The 22,978-nt window shown below is 62.6% G+C and carries 25 protein-coding genes and 2 pseudogenes; 13 read left to right on the forward strand and 14 right to left on the reverse strand.

Annotation, left to right across the window (positions count from 1 at the left end; genetic code table 11):
• The first annotated feature begins 149 nt into the window (after nucleotides 1–149).
• Nucleotides 150–482 carry a hypothetical protein gene (locus tag FH041_RS07515; RefSeq protein WP_023533476.1) on the forward strand — a complete coding sequence of 111 codons (333 nt, stop codon included), beginning with the start codon at nucleotides 150–152 and terminating at the stop codon, nucleotides 480–482.
• Nucleotides 483–523: 41 nt separating this feature from the next.
• Here FH041_RS07515 and FH041_RS07520 read toward each other — a convergent pair whose 3' ends face one another.
• The 3 genes from FH041_RS07520 to FH041_RS07530 form a co-directional block, all read right to left on the reverse strand.
• Nucleotides 524–823, reverse strand: a complete 300-nt coding sequence (locus tag FH041_RS07520; protein WP_027915553.1) for a hypothetical protein — start codon at nucleotides 821–823, stop codon at nucleotides 524–526.
• Between the two features lie 129 nt (nucleotides 824–952).
• Complete coding sequence (locus FH041_RS07525; protein WP_028687733.1) at nucleotides 953–1,837, reverse strand: EamA family transporter; 885 nt, start codon at nucleotides 1,835–1,837, stop codon at nucleotides 953–955.
• A gap of 192 nt (nucleotides 1,838–2,029) precedes the next feature.
• Nucleotides 2,030–2,641, reverse strand: a complete 612-nt coding sequence (locus FH041_RS07530; RefSeq protein ID WP_140174363.1) for an FMN-dependent NADH-azoreductase — start codon at nucleotides 2,639–2,641, stop codon at nucleotides 2,030–2,032.
• Between the two features lie 131 nt (nucleotides 2,642–2,772).
• Here FH041_RS07530 and FH041_RS07535 point away from each other — a divergent pair, with 131 nt between their 5' ends.
• Complete coding sequence (locus tag FH041_RS07535) at nucleotides 2,773–3,675, forward strand: LysR substrate-binding domain-containing protein (RefSeq protein WP_027915550.1); 903 nt, start codon at nucleotides 2,773–2,775, stop codon at nucleotides 3,673–3,675.
• A 75-nt stretch (nucleotides 3,676–3,750) separates the two neighbouring features.
• Here FH041_RS07535 and FH041_RS07540 read toward each other — a convergent pair whose 3' ends face one another.
• Together FH041_RS07540 and FH041_RS07545 are read right to left on the reverse strand one after the other, a co-directional pair.
• On the reverse strand, nucleotides 3,751–4,164 hold the full coding sequence (locus FH041_RS07540; RefSeq protein WP_049696090.1) for a DUF1294 domain-containing protein: 414 nt from the start codon (nucleotides 4,162–4,164) through the stop codon (nucleotides 3,751–3,753).
• The gene (locus FH041_RS07545) at nucleotides 4,157–4,987 is read right to left on the reverse strand and encodes an undecaprenyl-diphosphate phosphatase (RefSeq protein WP_140175107.1); all 831 of its coding nucleotides are present in this window, start codon (nucleotides 4,985–4,987) and stop codon (nucleotides 4,157–4,159) included. The genes FH041_RS07540 and FH041_RS07545 overlap by 8 nt, the downstream gene beginning before the upstream one ends.
• Nucleotides 4,988–5,374: 387 nt before the next feature.
• Here FH041_RS07545 and FH041_RS23200 point away from each other — a divergent pair.
• The 11 genes and pseudogenes from FH041_RS23200 to FH041_RS07595 all read left to right on the forward strand — a co-directional run.
• Nucleotides 5,375–5,998 (forward strand): annotated as a pseudogene (locus tag FH041_RS23200) (cache domain-containing protein); the annotation flags it as partial.
• A 405-nt stretch (nucleotides 5,999–6,403) separates the two neighbouring features.
• Nucleotides 6,404–6,919 (forward strand): annotated as a pseudogene (locus FH041_RS23205) (methyl-accepting chemotaxis protein); the annotation flags it as partial.
• Nucleotides 6,920–7,031: 112 nt separating this feature from the next.
• On the forward strand, nucleotides 7,032–7,598 hold the full coding sequence (pnuC, locus tag FH041_RS07555) for a nicotinamide riboside transporter PnuC (protein WP_140174364.1): 567 nt from the start codon (nucleotides 7,032–7,034) through the stop codon (nucleotides 7,596–7,598).
• A complete protein-coding gene (locus FH041_RS07560) occupies nucleotides 7,595–8,149 on the forward strand; it encodes an AAA family ATPase (RefSeq protein ID WP_049696092.1) in 555 nt (184 codons plus the stop codon). The genes pnuC and FH041_RS07560 overlap by 4 nt, the downstream gene beginning before the upstream one ends.
• Before the next feature lie 299 nt (nucleotides 8,150–8,448).
• Nucleotides 8,449–8,883 carry a hypothetical protein gene (locus tag FH041_RS07565; protein ID WP_027915544.1) on the forward strand — a complete coding sequence of 145 codons (435 nt, stop codon included), beginning with the start codon at nucleotides 8,449–8,451 and terminating at the stop codon, nucleotides 8,881–8,883.
• Nucleotide 8,884: 1 nt separating this feature from the next.
• On the forward strand, nucleotides 8,885–9,463 hold the full coding sequence (locus FH041_RS07570) for an adhesin (RefSeq protein WP_140174365.1): 579 nt from the start codon (nucleotides 8,885–8,887) through the stop codon (nucleotides 9,461–9,463).
• 49 nt (nucleotides 9,464–9,512) lie between these two features.
• Nucleotides 9,513–10,931: a hypothetical protein gene (locus FH041_RS07575; protein ID WP_027915542.1), complete on the forward strand. Its 1,419-nt coding sequence runs from the start codon at nucleotides 9,513–9,515 to the stop codon at nucleotides 10,929–10,931.
• A gap of 61 nt (nucleotides 10,932–10,992) precedes the next feature.
• On the forward strand, nucleotides 10,993–11,673 hold the full coding sequence (locus FH041_RS07580; protein WP_027915541.1) for a C39 family peptidase: 681 nt from the start codon (nucleotides 10,993–10,995) through the stop codon (nucleotides 11,671–11,673).
• 45 nt (nucleotides 11,674–11,718) lie between these two features.
• Complete coding sequence (locus FH041_RS07585) at nucleotides 11,719–12,477, forward strand: hypothetical protein (protein ID WP_027915540.1); 759 nt, start codon at nucleotides 11,719–11,721, stop codon at nucleotides 12,475–12,477.
• A 45-nt stretch (nucleotides 12,478–12,522) separates the two neighbouring features.
• Nucleotides 12,523–13,803 carry a hypothetical protein gene (locus FH041_RS07590; protein WP_027915539.1) on the forward strand — a complete coding sequence of 427 codons (1,281 nt, stop codon included), beginning with the start codon at nucleotides 12,523–12,525 and terminating at the stop codon, nucleotides 13,801–13,803.
• Between the two features lie 134 nt (nucleotides 13,804–13,937).
• Entirely contained in the window at nucleotides 13,938–16,139 is a 2,202-nt protein-coding gene (locus FH041_RS07595; RefSeq protein WP_140174366.1) for an LTA synthase family protein, read from the forward strand.
• A 68-nt stretch (nucleotides 16,140–16,207) separates the two neighbouring features.
• Here FH041_RS07595 and ureG read toward each other — a convergent pair whose 3' ends face one another.
• From ureG to xerC, 9 genes are all read right to left on the reverse strand, one after another.
• Complete coding sequence (gene ureG / locus FH041_RS07600; RefSeq protein WP_140174367.1) at nucleotides 16,208–16,831, reverse strand: urease accessory protein UreG; 624 nt, start codon at nucleotides 16,829–16,831, stop codon at nucleotides 16,208–16,210.
• 11 nt (nucleotides 16,832–16,842) lie between these two features.
• Nucleotides 16,843–17,517, reverse strand: coding sequence for an urease accessory protein UreF (locus FH041_RS07605; RefSeq protein WP_027915536.1), 675 nt, complete (start codon nucleotides 17,515–17,517; stop codon nucleotides 16,843–16,845).
• Entirely contained in the window at nucleotides 17,517–18,062 is a 546-nt protein-coding gene (locus tag FH041_RS07610; protein WP_027915535.1) for a HupE/UreJ family protein, read from the reverse strand. Before FH041_RS07610 ends, FH041_RS07605 begins: the two co-directional genes overlap by 1 nt.
• Before the next feature lie 17 nt (nucleotides 18,063–18,079).
• Nucleotides 18,080–18,565 carry an urease accessory protein UreE gene (gene ureE / locus FH041_RS07615; protein WP_028687724.1) on the reverse strand — a complete coding sequence of 162 codons (486 nt, stop codon included), beginning with the start codon at nucleotides 18,563–18,565 and terminating at the stop codon, nucleotides 18,080–18,082.
• A gap of 10 nt (nucleotides 18,566–18,575) precedes the next feature.
• Nucleotides 18,576–20,279 (reverse strand): urease subunit alpha, encoded by a 1,704-nt coding sequence (gene ureC, locus FH041_RS07620; RefSeq protein ID WP_028687723.1) that lies wholly within the window; start codon nucleotides 20,277–20,279, stop codon nucleotides 18,576–18,578.
• Nucleotides 20,276–20,593: an urease subunit beta gene (locus tag FH041_RS07625; protein ID WP_028687722.1), complete on the reverse strand. Its 318-nt coding sequence runs from the start codon at nucleotides 20,591–20,593 to the stop codon at nucleotides 20,276–20,278. Before FH041_RS07625 ends, ureC begins: the two co-directional genes overlap by 4 nt.
• A 19-nt stretch (nucleotides 20,594–20,612) precedes the next feature.
• Entirely contained in the window at nucleotides 20,613–20,915 is a 303-nt protein-coding gene (locus FH041_RS07630) for an urease subunit gamma (protein ID WP_003253929.1), read from the reverse strand.
• An 11-nt stretch (nucleotides 20,916–20,926) separates the two neighbouring features.
• The gene (locus FH041_RS07635; RefSeq protein WP_128610547.1) at nucleotides 20,927–21,760 is read right to left on the reverse strand and encodes an urease accessory protein UreD; all 834 of its coding nucleotides are present in this window, start codon (nucleotides 21,758–21,760) and stop codon (nucleotides 20,927–20,929) included.
• 282 nt (nucleotides 21,761–22,042) lie between these two features.
• Nucleotides 22,043–22,957 (reverse strand): tyrosine recombinase XerC, encoded by a 915-nt coding sequence (gene xerC, locus FH041_RS07640; protein WP_027915530.1) that lies wholly within the window; start codon nucleotides 22,955–22,957, stop codon nucleotides 22,043–22,045.
• Nucleotides 22,958–22,978: the final 21 nt, after the last annotated feature.

Here is a 22,978-nt window from a genome sequence, read left to right on the forward strand (position 1 = left end):
GTAACGCAGGCGGCCCGTGGAGAGGGAACTGTCCAAAAGGCAGCGTGAGAAAGCCCCTGTTGCAAAGCTGCAGTAGCAGCCTTGGAAACGCGCTACATCGCGATAGCGCCAACTGTGAATATCACCTGAAACTGGGTAATGGGGGCTTTATGATGAACTTGAACGACAATCCGACCATTGATCAATTGGCCAAGCTGTTCGCCACGCGCAAGGACAGCCTTGATGACCATCTGCTGTGGGTGAGCCAAAGCGGCGAAGTGCGCCTGGACCGCTTGCCACCCAACACGATTGAAGATGAATTCCAGGAGCACCTGCCAAGCATGCGTGCGCGCTTCAAGGCCTACCGCCGAGGCCAGGGCTATGTAGGCAAGAAGGCGGCTGCCGATACCGAGTTCGTCGGCCGTGTCTTGCAAACCCTGCAACAGCAATGGCCAGAGGCGCGTACGCAACATGCCGTGAAGGTGATCGAAGCGCAGTACTGACCCTCACGCGGTCTCAAGCCCGGCCACCGCGCCGGGCTTTTTCATGCGCGCCTTTTTGCCTTATGGGGTAACGGCGTGGCGCCCGTGGCCAATGCCCGAGCGCGCTCCACACCCCACACCAGCGCGCGGGTCATGGTTTCGCCGCAGCGGGCGGGATAATACTCCTCCACCAGAGCCTGCCCGTCGCGAGCGTAAAGGCCAAGAAACAGTTGAGTTGCGCCTTGCCTGGACAGGCGCACCTGCACATCCAGGGTCGTGCCGTCGCTGAGCGCCTCGTCGTGGCAGCGGCTGTGCAGTTGTGCATCGGCCCACTGCCAATAGATTTCGTCCCTGACTCGCATCGTTTGCGGTCCTCCCTACCAAAACGTAGCCAGGGAAGCATATCCGTGCCTGCTGGGCGACTGTAACCGACCAACAACATGAGCCTGGTCAATCAAAACTCGAAAAAAACGGGTAGCGCCCGCAGTTACTCAGGCCCTCGCGGCCCTGAGCCGCTGGCCGAGTCGGGCACCAAACACGTTCACCAGCAAACCACACATGACCAGCAAGGCACCCCAACCCTGGGTTTCGGTCAGGCGCTCACCCAGCAGCAGTGCCGACGAACTCAGGCCTATCACAGGCACCAATAGCGAAAAAGGCGCGACCTTGCCAGCCGGATGGCGCGACAACAGCGTGCTCCAGAGGCTGTAGCCCAGGATGGTGGCGACGAATGCCAGGTATGCCAGCGCGGCAATCGAGTGCCAGCCGATGTGCGTGAGCGCCTGGCTGATGCGTTCAGGCCCCTCCAGCCAGCCAGAGAGCAGCAGAAAGGGCAGCGGAGGGATCAAGCCGCCCCAGATGACCAATGCCACCAGGTCAATCGATCCGAAGCGGCGGGTAATGATGTTGCCCAAGCCCCACATCGCCCCGCCACACAAGGTCAATATCAGCGCGAGCGTGGGAACATGGCTGCCGTCTTCACTGCCGATCAGCGCCAGTCCACCAGCGGCCACCAGCAGCCCGAGCACACTGGCCACGCGCAAGCGCTCGCCCAGAAACAGCGCGGCGAAGCCCAGGGTGAAGAAGGCCTGGGACTGCAGGACCAATGAAGCCAGCCCCGGTGGCATGCCGCTGGCCATGGCCTGGAACAGAAATGCGAACTGCCCCAGGGAGATGGTCGCGCCGTACGCGATCAGCCAACGCCAGGGCAGGTTTGGCCGCTTGATGAAGAACACCGCGGGGAATGCCACAAGGAGAAAACGCAGCGCCCCCAGCAACATGGGCGGCAACCCATCGAGCCCGACCTTGATCACGACGAAGTTGACGCCCCAGGCGATGATTACCACCAGAGCGATGAGCAGGTCCTTGAGCGGCATTGCGGCTTCCTTCTTCAGCGCTTATACATATTTCGTTACAGCATAAGGCTATTCCTCGATGACCCACCATTACAGTTGAGCCCTAGCGTTGCGCAACAGTAGGCTGTGTCGCCGTTAGCGGAATGCGGTGGCCGCGCATGAAAAAGGGCCGCCTAGGCGACCCTCAACTTGCGCTAAGGCGAACCCTCGCCGTCACGCAACGGCGAACAGATAGTTCTCGATGTGCGCCTGTGCAGCGGTAATCGCTTGGATACGCTGCTCCGGACCGTAAGCCAGGCCGTGAGCCCGAACCACCTGCAGGTCGGTAATGCCGATGAAGCCCAGGAACACCTTGAGGAAGTCTTCATGGCCTACCCCGGTAGGTTGATCGGCGTGCACACCACCTGCCGTGGAAACCAGCACCACTTTCTTGTCACCGCACAAGCCTTCCGGGCCAGCTTCGGTGTAACGGAAGGTCTTGCCGGCGACGGCGATGCGGTCGATCCACGCCTTGAGTTGGGTCGGCACGCTGAAGTTGTACATCGGTGCGCCAATGACCACCGCATCGGCGGCCAGGAACTCTTCGAGGGTCTCGGCACTGAGGTTGGCCTCGAAGGCCTGGGCTGCATCGCGCAGCTCTTCACCCGTGCCGGCAGCCATCAGGGTAGCGGCCGAGAAATGAGCCATGGCATCGGCTGCCAGGTCGCGATAGACCACTTCGACGTTTGGCTCAGCGGCCTGCCAAGCGGCTACGACCTCACGGCTCAGTTGGCGCGAGGCCGAGTTGTCACCCAGGATGCTCGAATCGATGTGCAGCAGTTTCATGAGGTGCTCCTGCGAAAAGGGGTTGAAGCGGGAGATGTTTGATGGGAACGATGTTACCTAAGCGAGTAATGGATGATAAGTGCCCCCAATCGCGTTAGTTTGTCCTATCCCTGGAACAATGAGCATTGCCCATGCAGGATTTGAACGATCTGTTCTACTTTGCCCGCGTCGTCGAAGCAGGCGGCTTCGCCGCCGCCGGACGCCAACTGGGCATTCCGAAATCAAGGTTGTCCCGTCGAATCGCCGAACTGGAAGAACGCTTAGGGATGCGCCTGCTACAGCGCACTACACGCCAGGTGAAACTGACCGCCGTGGGCGAGCGCTACCTGCATCACTGCCAGGCCATGCTTCTCGAAGCCGAGGCTGCCGAGGAAGCGGTAGCCAGCATGAGCAGTGAACCGCGCGGCAGGCTACGCGTATCCTGCCCGGTGGCCTTGGGTCATGCGTTCTTGCCGGACGTGGTGACCCAGTTTTTGCGGCAATATCCGCTCGTACAACTGGACCTGGTCTTGCTCAACCGTCGGGTGGACCTGATCTCCGAAGGTATAGATGTAGCGCTGCGTGTGCGTGACCTGGGCGATGAGGACCCTACGCTGGTGACCCGGCGACTTTGTCAGGCACAGATGCAACTGGTTGCCGCGCCTGGTTTTGCCCCACAGGTACGCGAGCCTGAGCAGCTAGCCGACCTGCCGGTGCTCGGCGCACCCGAAGCCGACCGCCTGGTACACCTGAGGCTGCAAGGGCCTGGGGGCCAGCTGCGCGCCTTGGCGCTCGAACCCAGGCTGTCAGTGGACGATTTCGTGGTACGTAATGCAGCTGTACGCGCGGGCCTGGGCTTCACCGCCCTGCCCAGCCTGTTTTGTGAAGAGCAGCTGCAGCGTGGAGAACTTGTCAGGCTGCTCCCGGACTGGTCCTTGCCAGGCGGCTACCTGCAGGCGGTATACCCTCACAGACGCGGTGTCACGCCTGCGGTGCGCGTATGGATCGACCATTTGGCCGCCTCATTCGAAACGTGCGGGGAACGCTATGTCTGACAGGTCACTGAGCAAATAGAGGAGTGGCCGGGAAATGTATTAAGCGCGCTCGCTCCCGTGTGTGATAAAGCGGTTTCACGCCAATGCCGCAGCTCGCCCCTGGAAGAACAGCCAATACGCCCAGGCGGCCTGGTGCACGACCACGATTGCCCAGAAGGTAACCTGGTAAGGCACCTTGCGTGTCTTGTGCCTGAACAACTGCTGCGCCAGCAGAGCGCCAGGCCAGCCACCGAACAGTTCTGTACCGTGCAACAGCTTCTCCGGGATGCGCCGCGCCTGGGTGCGGGCCTGGGCCTTGTCGTGCCAGTAGAGCAACACGCTGACCAGGCTCATCCCCGGGTACACCACCAGCGGCCACCACGCCTGCGCGTCGTAGGCCAGGCACGCTACACCCAGCACCGGCAGCACACACAGCAGCCCCAGCAGCACCCCCTTGAACCGGGCGTTGCGTATCTGCGCGGGGCGCTGGCGATCTGGCTGCTCAACCATGGGCAACGGTCCAGTCGACCCAGCCGAACAGCCAGCTGGCCAGAATCAGCATGCCGAAGACGATCCGATACCAGGCAAAGGCGGCATAACTGTGGTTGGCGATGAACTTCAACAGGCCGCGTACGGCGATCATCGCGAAGATGAACGAGGTCACGAAGCCCAGCGCAAAGATCGGTAGATCATCGGGCTGGAACAGATGACGGTACTTGTAGCCCGAGTACACGGCAGCCCCCACCATCGTCGGCATCGCCAGAAAGAAGGAAAACTCCGTCGCAGCAGTACGCGACAGGCCAAACAGCAGGCCACCGATGATGGTCGAGCCGGAGCGCGAAGTACCAGGAATCATGGCCAGGCACTGCACAAAACCGATTTTCAGCGCATGGCTCCAGCGCATCTCATCGACATGCGTCACCTCAACCGTATGTTGCCGTCGCTCGGCCCAGAGCATGACCACCCCACCCAGCACCAGCGCAGCCGCCACGGTGACCGCGTTGAACAGGTACTCATGAATCAGGTCGGCGAACAATACACCCAATACCAGCGCTGGCAGAAAGGCCAATAGCAGGTTACCGGTGAAGCGCTGGGCCCTGGGCTGGGTGGGCAACCCGCGGACCACGTCGACTATCTTGCCGCGAAACTCCCACATCACCGCCAGGATGGCGGCCAGCTGAATGATGATGTTGAAGGCCATCGCCCGCTCACCTGTGAACCCGATGAGGTCGGCGACGATGATCTGGTGGCCGGTACTGGAAATCGGCAGGAACTCCGTCAGCCCTTCCACCACGCCCAGTATGATTGCCTGAAAGGCCGTCCAAAAATCCATCATCCCCCCGATGGAGCCTGCTCGTGGCAAGCTCCTTGTTCTTGATTTGCCTGAATATTGCCGCACGCGGCCCGGCTGTTTTACAGCGTCTGTTGGTCGCAAAGCCAGTGGAAAAGTTCACGGTTACTAAAGGTTTCATGTTGCGCCGCCGAAATGCTGGCAGAACCCCTTTGCACTGTCATGACGTTGCAGGCAACAGACTCCACGGCACATGGCACTTAGCCATTGGTCGAGTGGGTCCATGGCCACAGGCGTGCTTGGATGCAGGTGAAAACAAGAACAAATGGAGCATGCGCAATGAAGACGCTTAGATCGATGTCGATCAGCAGCCGCTTGTGGCTGATCCTGGTAGTGGCGATAGCCATGCTGTTGGCGCTTGGTCTGCTGATGCTGCGCCAGATCCACGGCGACTTGTACCAGGCCAAGGCTGAGAAAACCCGGCATGTGGTGGAAACGGCCACAGGTGTATTGGTGCATTTCCAACAGCTGGAGGCCGCCGGCACGTTGAGCCGCGACGCGGCCCAGCAACAAGCCCTGCAGGTGGTGAGGGCGCTGCGCTATGACCATGACGACTACTTCTGGATCAACGACCTGACCCCGCGCATGATCATGCATCCGGCCAATCCCAAGCTCGATGGCCAGGACCTGTCGGGCATCCGGGATCCGGATGGTTTTGCGGTATTCAACGAAATGGCTGCGCTGGCGCGCCAGCAGGGGGCGGGGCCTGTGAATTACCGCTGGCCCAAGCCCGGGGCTAGCGAACCTGTTGCCAAGACGTCCTTCATCCAGCTGTTCAAGCCCTGGGGCTGGATCATCGGCTCTGGCGTCTACGTGGACGACGTACAGGCCGAGTTCGCTCGACAGCTGCGTGACGCTTCGCTGCTGGGCGTGGTGATCGCGCTGCTGATGGGCCTGATGGTCTGGGTCATCGCACGCAGCATTGCCCGCCCGCTGCAGGAAGCCGTGCAGGCCATGGGCAATATCGCCAGCGGCGAAAGCGACCTGACCCGGCGGCTGGATACCCACGGGCGTGATGAACTCAGCCAGCTGGGCGAGCACTTCAACCGCTTCAACGGCAAGCTGCAAGGGGTGATCGGACAACTGCAAGGGGCGGCGCATGCGCTGGCCAGATCGGCCGACCATGTAGGCGACAACGCCGGTGCGGCGCAACAGCAAAGCGCGCAGCAATCACTGCAGATGGACCAGGTGGCAACGGCCGTGAACGAGGTGACCTACGCCGTGCAGGATGTTGCCAAGACCGCCGAGCAGGCCGCCGGGGAGATGCACACCGCTCAGCAACAGGTCGCGCAGGGGCAGCAGGCGATCCATGGCAGCCTGGCTCAGATCGACCGGTTGTCCATGACCATCGAACAGGCAGTGCAGGTGATCCGCGATCTGGCCGGGCACAGTACCCGCATTGGCGGCGTACTGGACGTGATCCGCTCGATTGCAGAACAGACCAACCTGCTGGCCCTCAATGCGGCGATCGAAGCGGCTCGCGCAGGCGAGCAAGGCCGGGGTTTTGCCGTGGTAGCCGATGAAGTGCGCCTGCTGGCGCAGCGCACGGCCCAGTCCACCGCCGAGATCCACACCATGATCGAACACTTGCAGAGCCAGTCCGATGCCGCCGTCAAGGCGATCGACACCAGCAGCGAGGCCTCACGGCAAACTGTCACGCAAGCCCGTGAAGCAGGCGCCAGCCTCAATGCGATCAACCAGGCCCTGCACACCCTGACAGCGTTGAATGCTTCCATTGCCAGCGCCACCCTGCAGCAATCCCACGTAGTGGAAGACATCAACCGCAACGTGCTGGACACGGCAGGCCTTTCCCAGCAGGCGGCCGATGCGGCGCGTCAGTCCAGTGAAGCCGGCGTGGCGCTGGGCCGGCTCAGCCAGGACCTGGAACAACTGCTGCGCCAGTTCAAGGTCTGAAGCCGACACCGGCTCAGGGCTGCAAGACGGCCCTGATGCCGGCAACGCCCTACACCTTCCTTGAGCTAACCGCTACAATCGCGCCCCCCGCTCAATTCTCCAAGGATCGCCGATGTCCGGCCTTGAACTCATCGCCGCCGTCCTCGGCGTCATCGCTGTGTGGCTCACGGTCAAGCAGAACGCCTGGTGCTGGCCCATTGGCCTGATCATGGTGCTGATCTATGCCTGGCTCTTTTACGAGGTCAAGCTCTATTCGGGCATGCTGCTTCAAGTTGCCTATGCGCTGTTGCAAGTGTATGGCTGGTGGCAGTGGAAGCGCCCTGAACGCCAAGATGCGGCACGCCAGGTATCGAGCTTGCGACCCGGCGCGCTGCTCACCCACCTGTGCCTGGGCGTGCTGCTCAGCGCAGCATTAGGTGCTGCCATGGCCACCTGGACCGAGGCCGCCCTGCCCTGGCTGGACGCCAGCCTGACCGGCTTCAGCCTGGTGGCGCAGTGGTGGATGGCGCAAAAGCGCTTGCAATGCTGGCCCCTGTGGGCCGTGGTGGACATCATCTATGTCGGGCAGTACCTGCACCAGCACTTGTACTTCACCGCAGCGCTGTTTGCGGTGCTTACCCTCATCGCCCTGCGCGGATGGCTGGAGTGGTACCGGGACCCAGCGTTGGTGAAGGCATGAGCGCTGTGACGAGCACTCAGGTGGTGGTGCTGTGCGGCCCCGAATCCAGTGGCAAGAGCTGGTTGAGCGGCCAGATCCAGGCGCGTTTCGGTGGGCTGGTAGTGGGTGAGTACGTGCGTCACTTCATCGACCAGCACTGCCGCGACACGTGCTACGCCGACATCCCCAGCATCGCCCGTGGGCAATTGGCCTGGGAAGACGCTGCACGCGCAAGCTCGCCGTCGCTGCTGATTCTGGACACTCATCTGCTCAGCAATATGCTCTGGAGCCAGACCTTGTTCGGCGATTGCCCACCTTGGCTGGAGCAGGCTCTTCTCGATCGTCACTACGACCTGCACTTGCTGCTTAGCCCTGAGGGCGTGCCCTGGGTTGCCGATGGTCAGCGCACCCAGCCGGATGTGCGAGAGCGCCAGCAGTTTTTCGAGGCGAGCCTGCACTGGTTGCAAGACCACGATCAGCCTTACCGCATCATCGAAGGCGACTGGGCAACACGGCAGGCCCTGGCGCTGGAGCTGGTCGCTTCAATGCTGCGTCGCTCGGCCCCGGTGTAAAGCCCCTGACACACCCCCGCCGCAGCCAACCCTGCAAGCATGCGGCTTACGCCGTGAAGTGCGGTAAGTGTCACGCCACCGAAACACTGCCTGCCACTGTGATCAAACCCTCTCCCAGAGGTGACCGCTCGGTCACCGGTATCTGCTCGTTGTATCAGCCCTGACACAACGCAGGCCTGCACGACGGCCTTTATTACGCTAACCCCCTGAAATACCGCGACTTCTCAAAAGCGGCACGGCTCCTGCTCTTGCTAGCGCAACGCTGAACAAGGCCAGCGGCTGAAGAAGGAACCGCCGTCGTGAGGAACATCGACAAACGCCTGGGTTACCTGTTGCTGCTGGGGTGCGTGGTCAGCTCGCTCAGCGCAACCACCCAAGCCGACAATGGCACCATCGTCATTACCCGCGACGTGCAGACACGCAATGCCGTGATTCCCCCACTGCGCCCGGACCCCACACCTACCACCGTCAATGCCAACCCGGTCAATCATGTGCTGCGCCAGACCAACGAGTTGAGTGACGGCGACTTCGCCAGCATCAGCAGCGGCTCAGGCATCAACGCCATGATCACCCAGCAGACCGACCACCTGGGCGGCAACCTCGGCCACCAGACCCAATTGCCCAACCTGGCAGGCGGACGTGGATCAGGCTCGGGCAACGGGATCTCCAACATGGTCAATTCGAGCGTGCAGAAAGGCCTCGCGCCCCTGCAGATCCTGACGGGGGGCAAATGACATGAAGCCTGCCCTGCTCGTAATCACCCTGCTGTGCAGCGCGTCCGCCATCGCCCAGCCACCGGCTGCCGTCAGCAACAACGCCACCATCGACGACGCCGGCCGTGCCTATCAGGGCAACATGACGGTCAACCAGGCTGCCGGAGACCTGCAGCAGCAGGCCAACGCCCGGGCGTTCGCCCTGGGCCACGGCGCCAGTGCCACGACACAGATCCGGCAGCGGCTCAATACACCTCCGGACGCTGCCATGGATACCCAGGCCAATATTGGCGGCGCCTCGTTCAGCCACGGCAATGGCGCGCTTGGTGTCAACCAGAGCGCCGGTGCAGGCACCCAGCAGGCCAACGCCCTGCGCATCAGCGTGGGTACACAACCGCAAAGCATCGACGACAGCGTCCTCCTGCAACAGAACGTGACGCTGCTCAACACCTTTGACTCAGCTGCTACCTCGACGGGTCATCGCCAGGTCACCACCAGTGACCAAGCGTTCACCGGTGGCCGTGGCGTGGTTCAGCTGAATCAGAGTGCCGGGGTGGGAAACCGCATGGCCAACACCTTGAGCATACGGGTCGCCGACTGACCGTTTGAGTCATGAACGACACTTAACCTTTAGAGTACGGAGAATCACCATGAAACCTTCGATGGCACTCAAGCCTCTGGTTTTCGCAATTGCTGCGGTCATGGCCGTTGCTGTACAAGCCGATCAGAACCGTCGCAGCTACAACGGCAACAGCACCACCTGGCTGCCCATCTCGGCCAAGGCCGATGCGCTGGACACCCAGCGTAGCACCGGCAACACCATCACCAACCAGGGCACCGTCAACGAAGCTGAAATGAGCAGCTCGGCAACCGGTGCCAGTGGCAACGTGGGTGTCAACGTGGCGTCTGGTAACGGCAACCAGCAGGGCAACGCGTCGGCCATCGCCAATGCCGCTGCCGACTCTACCCTGGACAACAGTTTCGTCTTCGGCACCGCCGAAGCCAACGCTGACGTCAGCCAGTACAGCAACAACAACCGTGTCGACAACTGGTCGACCCAGTCTTCGGCAGTGATGAGCGGCTCTGGCGAAGGCAGCTCGGGTAACGTGGGCATCAACATTGCCGGCGGCGACCTGAACCAGCAGAAAAACAGCATGGCCATCGCCAATACCAACGCCGGTATCGGCAATGCCACGGCTACGGCCAAGGCCGATCAGAACGGCCCAGGGCTTGTGGTCAACAACGGGGCCGACCGCACGTACCGCGTCGATACCCTGACCTTCACCACCTCGGCCACCGGTTCCAGCTCGCGTGAAGGTACGCTGAACTCCACCGATGACCGCAGTGCCTCGTCCAGCTTCAACCTGGCGGGTTCGCAAAGTGCCAGCTCCAGCGGCTCCAGCGGTTGGAATTCAAGTGGTTCGAGTGCCAATAACGCCAGCGGCTCCAACAGTGCCAGTGCCAGTGGTTCCAACAGCTGGGGCATGAACGGTTCGGCAAGCGGCAGCGCCAGCGCCTCGAGCAGCGCCAGCCTGAGTGCCAGCCTGGCAGCGGCTGCCGATGCCACGCGTACCCTGACCCTGACCAACGGCGATCGCGAGCGCACCCGCACCAGCAGCGTAGACGGTTCGCTCAATGCATCCCTGGATGCTTCGGTGAACACCTCGCAGCAAAGTGCATACGACTCTTCGTTCGAAAAAGCCTTCGACTCCAACTACGACAAGTCGCGCGAGTCGTCCTATAACCATTCGCGGGACTCGTCGTACACCAAGTCGCATGACTCTTCCTACGAGAACGCTTCGGCTTCGGCGTATGAAAAGTCTGGCGAAACCTCCAGTCAGTCCTCCAACGACGTCGCCAAGAGCTACAGCGAAAGCAGCGCTTACGACTTGAGCAATACCGTGTCCTTCCAAGTGCTGACCCCGACCGGCTGGGCCAACCCTGTGACCAACACTGCAACCCTTAGCGGTTCGGTCAATGGCGGCAGCGGCAACCTGGGCGTGAACGTGGCGGCCGGTGTGGGCAACCAGCAGAGCAACTCGCTGGCCATCTCCAACACCTCGTTCTGATGCCAGACCCCAAGGCCCCCTTTTTGGGGGCCTATCTCCAACGCACCCAAAGGCGTCGATCATGCGCGTATTCGCCCTGGCGTTCCTGCTGTGCCTGGCCAGCATGGGTCAAGCAGCCCAGATGCCGCTGTCGGTCCTGCCTGGCGGCGCGGTGGTGTTCAAGCCCATCCAGAGCATGCGCGAACGCAAGTTCGCCGACTTGGTGCAACAGAAGACCGATTTCAGCTGCGGCGCCGCCGCGCTGGCAACCATCCTGCGTCAGGCCTACTGGCTGGACGTGGACGAACACCAGATCATCGAGGGCATGCTCACCCATGCCGACCAGAACCTGGTCCGCACCCAGGGGTTTTCGATGCTCGACATGAAGCGCTATGTGGAAAGCCTGGGCATGCGCGCCCGGGGTTACCGAGTGGCGCCCGAGACACTGAACAGCGTTCGAATCCCAGTGGTGGTGCTGATGGACATCCGCGGCTACAAGCACTTTGTGGTCATGCAGAAGGTCGACCGGGGCTGGGTCTACATCGGCGATCCGGTGCTGGGGCACAAGCGTTACAGAACCGAGGACTTCCTAAAGGGCTGGAACGGCATCATCTTCGCGGTGATCGGCCAGGGCTACGACAAGCAAAACGCCCTGCTCGACCCTCCGCTGCCGCTGACGGCCAAAGGCCGCCTGGACGGCTTCACGCCGGTCAAGGATGCCGATCTGCTGGACTACGGCTTCATTCGAAGCGATTTCTTCTAACGCCTCTTCCAAGAACAAGGTGCACGATGCGCCGGGGAGCATTGCATGAAGACCCCTATCTGGTTGGTTCTGGCCTGCATGACGGCCAGCCTGCCTATCCACGCCGAAGTGCTGCACCCTATCGAGCTCAAGGACCAGGAACTGGCGAGCTTGCGCGGACGCTACGTGATGCCGGGTCGAATCGTGAGTTTCGGCATCGTCATGAGCAGCACCTGGCAGAACGCGCGCGGTGAAGTGATAGGCGCCAGCAGCACCTTGCAGGTGCAGCAGGCCACGATCAAGCCGCAATTCTACGTCTCGTTGATCGATGAGCGCGGCGCGCCGACGGCCCAGGGAAGTGCCCAGCCGGTTGCCCAGGGCAGCGGTACGGTGAGCGGCGGTGCCGGGCTTGGTACTACGCAGGGGGTGACCCAAGTGGTCCGCGCGGCCGGCGACGACAACAGTGCCTACAACAATGTGAACGTCAATGTGACCAAAGCCGACCAGGCTCCCACGGTGCAGCCCCATGGGCAGGTATTGGCCGCCGGACAGACGCTGATGGCCGAGAACGGCGCCGGCGCGCTGAGCGTGTCGTCCACAGGCGTAGGCGTGCAAATGAACATAGATGCCCACGGCAATCAGGGCAACAGCGTGCAGCGTCTGGCCCAAGGCGGGTTGATGCAGAACACCACCGTGCTCGGCAATGGCAACCTGGTGAACAACGTCACCTCTCTGAACGTGGTCATGCGCCAGAACCTGCCAACCGCCGCTTCGCTAAATGGCAGCCTGGACCAGCTCAAAGGGCTTCGCTCTGTCGGATACTGATCTACGCTCAGTCTCATCACAGCAGTCGGAAGGGACGGCATCTTCATGCAACGATCGTTAGCACTCAAAGCGGTTGTGTGTTTGACAACCTTGGCACCCGCCACATCGCTATACGCCGCTGTAGATCCGCAAGTCGAAGCACTCAAACAGGAACTGACCGAACTCAAGCGCCGCTACGAAGCCCAGCAGCAGGCGCTGATGGTGCTGGAGCAGCGGGTTCGCCAGGTCGAAGAAACCCCGGCAGCCCCCCCGCCCAAACGCCTGGTGCGATCGCCCAGCGAACGGGTCAAGGGGGGCCAGACCGTCGCTGCCGGGGCGCCTGGGACCACCGGCGCCTCGTATGGGCAGGCGCTGGCCGCGGACTCCGAGCCTGCGCAGAGCGTCTCCAACTTGTACGACGAGGCCAGCGGGTTCTTCGGGGGTGGCAAGTTCAGCCTCGAAACCGGCTTGACCTATACCCACTACGACACCCGCGCCCTGACCCTCAACGGCTTCCTGGCGCTGGATTCGATCTTCCTGGGCAATATCAACCTGGACCGTATCAAGGCCGACAACTGGACCCTGGACCTGACGGCACGCTACAACCTGGACCAGCGTTGGCAGTTTGACATCAACGTCCCGGTCATCTACCGCGAGTCCACCTATTCGTCTGGCGGCGCTGGAGGGGCCGGGCCGAGCACCTCGGACGCCACGGTCACGCGCGACCCGGAAATCGGCGATATCAACGTAGGTGTCGCCTACAAGTTCCTGGACGAATCCGAGACCTGGCCAGATGCCGTAGCCACCTTGCGGGTCAAGGCGCCGACCGGCAAGGACCCCTACGGGATCAAGCTGCGCGAAGTGGCGGGCAACGACAACCTTTCGGTGCCTGAGAGCCTGCCGACCGGCAACGGGGTCTGGTCCATCACGCCGGGTATCTCCCTGGTCAAGACGTTCGACCCGGCCGTGCTGTTCGGCAGCTTGTCCTACACGTACAACCTGGAAGACTCCTTCAGCGACATCAGCCCGCAGGTCAACAGCAAGGTACCCGGTGACGTGAAGCTGGGCGACTCGTGGCAAATCGGTGCGGGCATTGCCTTCGCGCTGAACGAGAAGATGAGCATGTCGTTCTCGGTCTCCGACCAGTTCGGACGCAAGAGCAAGATCAAGCCCGACGGTGGTGACTGGCAATCGGTCTCCAACAGCGACTACAACGCGGCCAACTTCAACGTCGGCATGACGTTTGCGGCGACCAACAACCTTACGATCGTGCCCAATCTGTCCATCGGGCTGACCGATGATGCGCCCGACTTCTCGTTCAGTCTGAAATTCCCCTACTACTTCTGATGATCGACGCACCGGGCCCGCTTACGCGGGCCTGGCTTTTGTGTGCCAGCGCTTTGCACGCCCGCTTTGCCCGCCCTTGGCCTGTTATCATCAGCCACAGATTGATGACGATTTAATGGCAAAGGAACGTTTTTGTGAAAAGCCTCTCAGACCCCTCACACAAGCGGCTCGCCGCCTTGGCCGTGTTGGTGCTGGTGCTACCCTTGGGCGCACGTGCCGCGTTGGGCTGGTCCAACCCGCTTGGCTATCTCTCCGACCTGGCCCTGGGCGGCGCGCTGTTACTGCTTTTGCATCGTCGGCCCTGGTGGCTGGCGCTGCCGGTGCTGCTGGCGTGGGCCCTGCTTTGGGTCGCCTCGGCCGAACTGGTGAGCGCGGTGGGACGGTTGCCCACCAGCGCAGACCTCGCCTACCTGGTCGACCCGCAGTTCATGGAAAACTCCACCGGGGGCGGCCTGGCCCACGCCTGGCTGGCTTGGTCCATGGGTGCCGGGCTGCTGGCCTGGTTGGCCTGGGCATGGAAGACCCGTCGCCAGCCTGGCCGGCCGTTACCACGCAAGGCGTGGGTAGCGGTACTGGCCTTGTTCGGCGTGCATTGGGCCAGTCAACACCTGGCACCCTCCGATGCCGAGCAATGGCGCCAATACAACCTGGGCCATCAGCTCGCCTCTGCGGCGGTGGGCGATGTGCAGCGCCAAGTGCAACGCTGGAGCGGCCAGGTGACGCCGTTCACCCCCCTGCCCAGCGCCGGCCTTACCCAATCAGACCTCAACGGCCAACGCTTGCTCGATGGCCCAGGCAGTGCGCGCAACCTGCTGGTCATCACGGTCGAGGGCATCCCCGGTGCCTACCTGCGTCCCAATCGCGAGGCGCTGCACAGCCGCTTCGACGAAGACTTGATGCCGCGCTTGAGCCAGTGGGCTACGCGGGGCATGAATACCCCGGACTATGTCCTACACAGCCACCAGACCATACGCGGGCTGTATGCAATGCTCTGCGGCGACTACGACAACCTGGCCAACGGCACGCCCAAAGGCGTGGAGTTGTTGACCCAGGCCGAGCGCAACCAGGCCTGCCTGCCGGCGCAGTTGCGCCAGGCTGGTTTTACCACCCATTACCTGCAAGGCGCTGGGCTGCGTTTCATGGCCAAGGACCGCATCATGCCCCACGTAGGTTTTGATTCGGTACATGGCGTGGAGTGGTTCGGCAACCGCAATTACCTGGACTTCCCATGGGGCAAGGATGACCGAGCCTTTTTCGAAGGGGCGCTGGATTACGTCGGGCAACTGCGCAAGCAAGACCAACCGTGGATGCTCACCCTGCTCACCGTCGGCACCCATCAGCCCTACTCCGCCCCTGCCGATTACCTGGCGCGCTTCGACACCCCCAAGCAGGCCGCCGTGGCCTATCTGGACGACGCCTTGGGCGCTTTCTTGGACAACCTGGAGCGCCAGGGCGTGCTCAAGGATACCTTGGTGGTGGTCACCTCGGATGAATCCCACGGCATCGATGGGGTGCGCTTGGCTTCTTCCTGGGGCTTCAACCTGACCCTCGCACCCGATCAGGCCCAGTTGCCTCACCTCAAGGGCGGTACCTACGGTCACGTCGACCTGGCCACTTCGCTGCTCGACTATTTCGCGCTGCCCATCCCGCTGGCCCTTGGCGGGCGGTCGATGTATCGAGACTACGACACCGGCCGCGAAATGATCTCGTTTACCAATGGCATGCTCCGCTACCACGACGGCAAGGGCGTGTTTACCGAGTGCGATTTCCAGCAGCGCTGTCGCCGTTACGCCAGTGAAGGGTTCATTGCCGATCGGGCCCGCTACCTGGACCAGGGCGACAATGCGCTGGGGCAGCAAATAGGTGCATTGGCCGGCGTACTGGACCAATCGCTGATGCAAAGCCCCCTCAATCTGCGCTATCAATTTGGCGGGCCCTCACCCATCCAGCTCAGCAAGCGCATCCATGACGACTGGGCCGATAACCTGATCGGCGCGCAGTACCTGGAGATGCCCGAAGGCTCGCGCACGCGTGTCAGGGTCAAGGTGCGTGCGCTGGACGCCCGGCACGCCGCTTACATCCAGCTCAAGGCCAAGCAACTGGAGCAGGATGTGCCGCTAGGCTTGCCGGAGGAAGTCAGGGTCACCGCCGACGAACCGTTGGAGATAGAGTTCGGGTTCGACAACCCAGTGGAACGCAAGGCCTTCTCGTTCCACCTTCTGGGTTATGGGGGTGGGCAGGTCGAGGTGAGTGACTTCAGCGTCATCACTGCATTGCCTGGCGAGGCGGATTTTCAGGATGAACTGACGCCGGAGCACGTTGCGCACTCAGGCTGATGCGCTGCCTGGTCTTGTCTACCCAGCCTGGCGTACGGCCCAGGCTGGGGGTTGCACATCAAGCGGAGTCAGGTCCGCACGCCCAGCATGCCTCGCTCGATGATGAAGTCGATCACCGCCTGCAACCCCTCCCCTTTTTTCAGGTTGCTGAACGTCCAGGGCCGCTCGGGCCGCATCCGTTGGGTGTCACGCTCCATTACTTCGAGTGAAGCCCCAACGTACGGTGCCAGGTCGGTCTTGTTGATGACCAGGAAGTCCGACTTGGTGATGCCGGGTCCGCCCTTGCGCGGAATCTTCTCCCCTTCGGCGACGTCGATCACGTAGATGGTCAGGTCCGCGAGCTCGGGGCTGAACGTGGCGCTCAGGTTATCGCCGCCACTTTCGACAAAGATGACTTCAAGGTTGCCAAACTTGCGCGCCAGCTCCTCGACGGCTGCGAGGTTCATCGACGCATCTTCACGAATGGCCGTGTGCGGGCAGCCGCCGGTTTCCACGCCCACGATGCGCTCAGGCTCAAGTGCGCCGGCTTCGGTCAGAATACGCTGGTCTTCCTTGGTATAGATGTCGTTGGTCACCACCGCGATCTGGTAATGACCGCGCATGGCCTTGCACAGCGCCTCGAGCAATGCGGTCTTGCCGGAGCCCACAGGGCCACCCACACCGACACGCAGGGGTTGTTGATAGCTTTGCATTCAGGCAGTCCTCAAGAGCGGAACAAACGGGTGTATTGGGTTTCGTGACGCGACGATGCGATGGCCAGCAGCGGCAAGCCGCCGCCAAGCTGGTCGTCGCCGAGGGTCAGTGCATGATCGAATGCGTCGGGCAGGTCGTTGCTGAGCGCATGCAGCAGGGTCTGGGCAGCCTGTTGGCCGAACGGCACCAGCTTGACGCCGGCCATCACCGCCCCTTCGAGCCAGGCGAAGCCGTAGCCCATGGCCAGTTGGCGCAAGGGAATCGCCCAATGCACAGCCAGCCAGGCCATGGCACCGAGCTGGGTGAGCCCTAGGCTGTCACGCCAGGCCGGGACCTGTGCCAGTTGCCAACCGTCGAGCAGGCGCGCCAGCGCGGCCCCGCGCTGTCCCTCTTCCAGGCGCAGCTCTGCGGTTTCGCGATTGGCCAGCAAGAACCGGCACCAGCGGGCGTAAGCCTGGGCATCGCTGGCCAGGCAGGCGTCGTATAGGCGGACAAGCACGGGCCAGTCCAGGCACGCGAGGGTGTCCTGGACCTGTTCGCGTTGCCAGGCTGCAAAGCCAGCCGTGTCCTTGACCCACCCTGCTTCAACTGCCCATTCCAGGCCTTGCGAGTAAGTGAAGCCCCCGACTGGCAAGCCGGGGCTTGCCAGCTGCAACAATCGCAGCAACGCCAGATCGGTGCTCATCAACCTGCCAGCACCAGGGCTGCACCGGCCAACAGCCCACCGCCGAACGCTTTCTGCAGCCGCGCATGACGACGCAGCAGCAGGCCTGCGGCGTAGCCACAGGCCAGTAACAGGCCGCTCACTGCAACGAAACCTGCGCTGAACTGCCAGAACGCGCTAGGCGTCGCCTCCACCCCATGCGCCCAGCCATGGAACAGCGCGAACACCGGCATGGCCAGGGCCAGCAGCAGTTGCCTTGCTGGCAGCAGCATTGCTGCACCAGCCACCACCAGCGAGCCAGCAATCAGGGTTTCCATGCCCAGCACATTGCCGAACACGTGCCCCCCTACAGCACCGGCGAACATCGCCGCCAATGTGGCCAGGGGGAGCAGCAACGTGCGGCCGGTGAGCGCCGCTAACACGCCTGTACCCAGCAGCATCAACAGGTGATCCAGCCCGGTCAGTGGGTGCAACAGCCCGTCCTGTAGCGGGTGGGTATCGTGACCCGGGTGGGCGAAAGCCGGCAATGCCAGCATCAGCAGCAACAACGCGAACATCTTTTTCATAGGTAGCTCCAACAGGGTCAGGAATGAGCAGGCAGGCGCACGAAGGGATGGCCATGGGCATGGGCATGTGGCGCACTCTGGTAGGCGCCGGCCTCCGGTTCGAAAGGCGCCTGTTCGGCCTCCACTGTCAGGCCCAGGCCACGCAGCATGTCATCGAGCACATGGTCATGCTGAAAGCGCAGCAGGCCAGGCTCGATTTGCAGGGGTACGTGTCGATTCCCCAGGTGATAGGCGGCGCGTGCAAGCAGGTGCGGGTCCGCACAGCGCACGGTCGAGACTGCTTCGGGCGCGGCTTGTACTCGGATCAACTGGCTACCGGTGGCATCTGCCAGCAGTTCTCCGCCGCGCAGCAGGTGACCCCGTTCCAGCATCAAGCCCGCTTCGCGGCCATCGTCCAGGGTTACCCGCAAACGGCTTTTGATGCGGCTGTCCACATCCAGGGTGACAGTGCCGGTTTGGGCATGAGTACCGGGGTCGGTGATACGACGGGTAAGGACTAGCATCGGAACTCCTTCAGAACAGGAAATAGCGCTGCGCCAGCGGCAGCTCGGTGGCCGGTTCGCATACCAGCAGTTCACCGTCGGCCCTGACCTGATAGGTCTGGGCGTCGACTTCGATCACCGGTTGCAGGGTGTTGTGGATCATGTCGGCCTTGCGCACCCGTCGGCAGCCGTGGGCCACCCCGATCAGGCTGCGCAGGTTCAATGCCTGGTGCAGGCCGTCGTCCATTGCGGCCTGTGGCAGGAAGGTCATGCGTGTGGCATGGCGGGCCGCGCCCAGGGCGCCGAACATCGGCCGGTAGTGCACCGGTTGCGGCGTTGGAATCGAGCCGTTGACGTCGCCCATGGGCGCAGTGACGATCATGCCGCCCTTGATCACCAACGCGGGCTTGATCGCGAAAAACGCCGGTGACCACAACACCAGGTCTGCCAGTTTGCCCGCCTCGACCGAGCCGACCTCATGGGCGATCCCGTGGGTGACTGCAGGGTTGATGGTGTACTTGGCGATATAGCGCTTGACCCGGAAGTTATCGCTGTAGGCCGTATCGGGCGCCAGGGGTCCGCGACGCTTTTTCATCTGGTGTGCCACCTGCCAGGTGCGTAGCACGACTTCCCCGACCCGGCCCATGGCCTGGGAATCGGAAGACGTCATGGCGAAGGCGCCCATGTCATGCAGGATATCCTCGGCCGCAATGGTCTCGCGCCGGATACGCGACTCGGCGAAGGCGACGTCTTCGGCAATGCTCGGGTCCAAGTGGTGGCAGACCATCAGCATGTCCAGATGCTCATCCACGGTATTGACCGTGTAGGGCAAGGTCGGGTTGGTCGAGGACGGCAGTACATTGGGCTGCCCCGCTGCCCGGATGATGTCGGGCGCATGCCCCCCGCCAGCCCCTTCGGTATGAAAGGTGTGGATGGTGCGCTCGCCAATGGCGGCCAGGGTGTCTTCGATGCAGCCGGACTCGTTGAGGGTGTCGGTATGGATAGCCACCTGGATGTCCATCTCCTCGGCCACCCCCAGGCAACAGTCGATGGCCGCGGGGGTCGACCCCCAATCCTCGTGCAGCTTGAGCCCCACAGCCCCGGCGGCGATCTGCTCGCGCAGCGCCTCTGGCCGCGAAGCATTGCCTTTGCCCAGCAACCCGATGTTGATGGGCAGGCTGTCAGCTGCCTGGAGCATACGCGCCAGGTACCAGGGGCCTGGTGTGCAGGTGGTGGCATTGGTGCCGGTGGCAGGTCCGGTACCGCCGCCAATGAAGGTCGTGACGCCGCTGTTCAAGGCTTCATCCACCTGCTGTGGGCAGATGAAATGGATGTGCGAATCGATGCCGCCGGCGGTGACGATCTTGCCTTCGGCCGCAATCACCTCGGTGCCGGGGCCGATTGGCAAGGTGACGCCTGGCTGCACGTCAGGGTTGCCGGCCTTGCCAATGCCTGCAATGCGGCCCTGCTTGATGCCAATGTCAGCTTTGACGATGCCCCAGTGGTCGATGATCAGCGCATTGGTAAGGACCAGATCCATGGCCTCGGCGGCCAGCATCTGCCCTTGGCCCATGCCGTCGCGGATGACCTTGCCGCCGCCGAACTTCACTTCTTCACCGTACAGGGTGTAATCCTTTTCGACGGCCACCCACAGCTCGGTGTCAGCCAGGCGTACCCGGTCCCCCACCGTGGGCCCGAACATGTCGGCATAAGCCTGGCGAGACAGTCGGCTCATGCTTCACGCTCCAGAGGCCCCATGACCTTGCCCTGGAACCCGTACACCTCACGCTTGCCGGCGTAGGCGACCAATTGCACGGTACGAGCCTGGCCGGGTTCGAAACGCACGGCGGTACCTGCCGGAATGTCCAGGCGAAACCCGCGGGTAGGGCCACGCTCGAAAACCAGGGCCGCGTTGACCTCGTAGAAATGGTAATGCGACCCGACCTGCACGGGGCGGTCGCCATGGTTGGCAACGCTCACGCTGACGGTGGCACGGCCGCTGTTGAGCTCGATGTCGCCGAGGGCGACCTGGATTTCACCTGGAATCATCAGGGGCTCCGGTGGGGTTTCAGACAATGGGGTCATGCACCGTCACAAGCTTGGTGCCATCGGGAAACGTTGCTTCTACCTGCACGTCGTGCAGCATCTCGGCGATGCCGGGCATGACCTGCTCGCGGGTCAGCACCTCACGGCCGAGGCTCATCAGCTCGGCGACCGTTCGCCCGTCGCGTGCTCCTTCGAGCACCGCCGCGCTGATCAGCGCCACCGCCTCCGGGTAATTGAGCTTCAGGCCACGGGCCAGGCGCCGTTCGGCCAGCAATGCGGCGGTGAACAGCAGCAGTTTGTCTTTCTCTCTAGGGGTCAGCTCCATCGGTACTCTCTTCAGGTGGCCCAGATGCGTGGCGGGCAGGCGGACAGCCCCAGGACGGCCGGACGCAGCACTTGCCACAGGCGTTGCAGGGTGTGTTGCAGGCGTTGGTTATCGTGATCGAGCAGGCGAATCACCAGCAGCGAGCCGAGCAACGTCGCGCCTGCCGGGATACCTAGCCCATCCAGTTGCGGGCGTACGGCCTCGAGGGTGTCTTGATTGGCGGGCGCAGCGCAGAAGGTTGACAGCAACGGATGACCGCCGAGCTTCTCCAGGCGTCCACCGCGCACCCGCAAGCGTTCGTGCAAGCCGATTTCGTCTGCCTGCTCAATGCTCAGCAGGCTGTCGAGCGCGCCTTGCTCGAAGCGCTCCTGCATGACCGGCCTGCCCAGGCACAGGGTTTCCCAGGCCAGCAGTCGAGCACCTGCTTCGAGGGTGAAGCGGCTCTCGAGCGTTGCCTTGGCACCATTGAAAAAAATGCTGTCCTGCGGCAGCCACTCCAGTGTGCTGTCCGCTGCTAGGCGAAAGCGCTGGGTCAGGCGCGCCGTCGGCCCCACGCTGCGGTAGAACTTGCTCGCCCCCGGCATGGTGAGCAGTGCGTGGCTACCGGGTTCCAGGCTGATGTCCAACTCCAACCGGTCACCGGCAACGATGCCGCCTGGCGGATGCAGGACATAGACATGGCATGGCGCACCTTCTGGATAGAATGGCCGTTGCACCAAAAGAGGTCCGAAATGCCGGCGCGCACCAAGGCGGGTCACACCCTCACGTAGGACGAAACGCAATTGCAGATGAGCGCTCCACCCGCTCGGGTCATCCAATGTATTCAGCGGCTCTGCGAGCATCATCCTGCAGCCCTTGTAATGCGTGGCCTGGTAGCCGTTGGGAGGGCATTGGGCGGGAACGGCTGCCCGCCCCTGCCTGACCACTCGATCAATATTCTCGAAGTGGACTTAGCAGGGAATGGGCCAATTCAGTGGATCAGTCACAGACGCTGATATCAGACAGCTGCGCCCGCATCGGGCAGCCCGATATCGCGTGCACTAGGCAGGGGCAACCACGAGCGCTATTGAGGTGCTCGTGGCCATGGGCGTAGGGTCTGCCATCCTCAGGACAAAGGATGGGCGTGTTCAGTAGTCGAAGCGGTCCACAGCACGCCGACGTTCATTGTCATCGCGCCGGTCATAGATGGCAGTGGTCTGGATGTTGGCGTGGTGCGCCAGCTTCTGAGCGATGGACAGGTCGTGCTCTTCGATGACCCGCGTGATGAAGGCCCGACGAAAATCGTGCGGCATGATCTTCACGCCTACCTGCGTGCCGCGTTGGCGGGCAATGTAGTAGATCGCATGCTTGGTGATCCGGGCCCGGGTGATGTGGTTGCCCCGCCGGATACGGTTGAACAGAAACGGATCGTCCTCGGCGCCGGCAGGCAAGTCAGCGCGCCGCAGGTCAAGCCAGGCCTGCAGTTTCTCGAAGGCCCAGGGCGGGGCGTACTTGATCAGCTGGTGATTGCCCTTGCCCACCACCTGCAAACTGCGGGCCTCGAAATCCACCTGGTTCAGATCGATGTCCACCGATTCCGACTTGCGCATGCCAGTGCCGTACAACAAGGCAATGATGGCGGCGTCACGAACCCCCTGCGGGCGCGGGTCAGCGGCGCACACATCCATCAGTTCACGAATCAGGCTGCGCCGCAGGTTGCGACCAGGCGGTAGTCGCGAGCCAGTGGCAGGTTTGACTTCGCGCATGCGCAGCAGGTGCTCGTGGTCGATCAGGCCCTGTCGCCAGGCCTCGTTCATGACGCCGCGAATGGCATTGACATACAGTGACGAGCTGTTGGGCGCAAAACCATCACTGCGAAGCGCGGCGACCAGCCCTATCACATGGCCAGGCTCAAGCTGGTGCCACGGCACATCGACCAGGTTGCAGTCCACGAACCCTAGCCGGTCGGCAGCGTCCTGGAGGATATAGCGCATGGTCTGCTGACTGGAGGGCGCCAGCCGGTCCATGTACTGCAAGAGCGGGTTTTTCGGAAGTTCGGACAAAACATAAATCCTGTAGCAGTG

Source organism: Pseudomonas sp. SWI7 (assembly GCF_006351945.1).
Taxonomy (GTDB): domain Bacteria; phylum Pseudomonadota; class Gammaproteobacteria; order Pseudomonadales; family Pseudomonadaceae; genus Aquipseudomonas; species Aquipseudomonas fulva.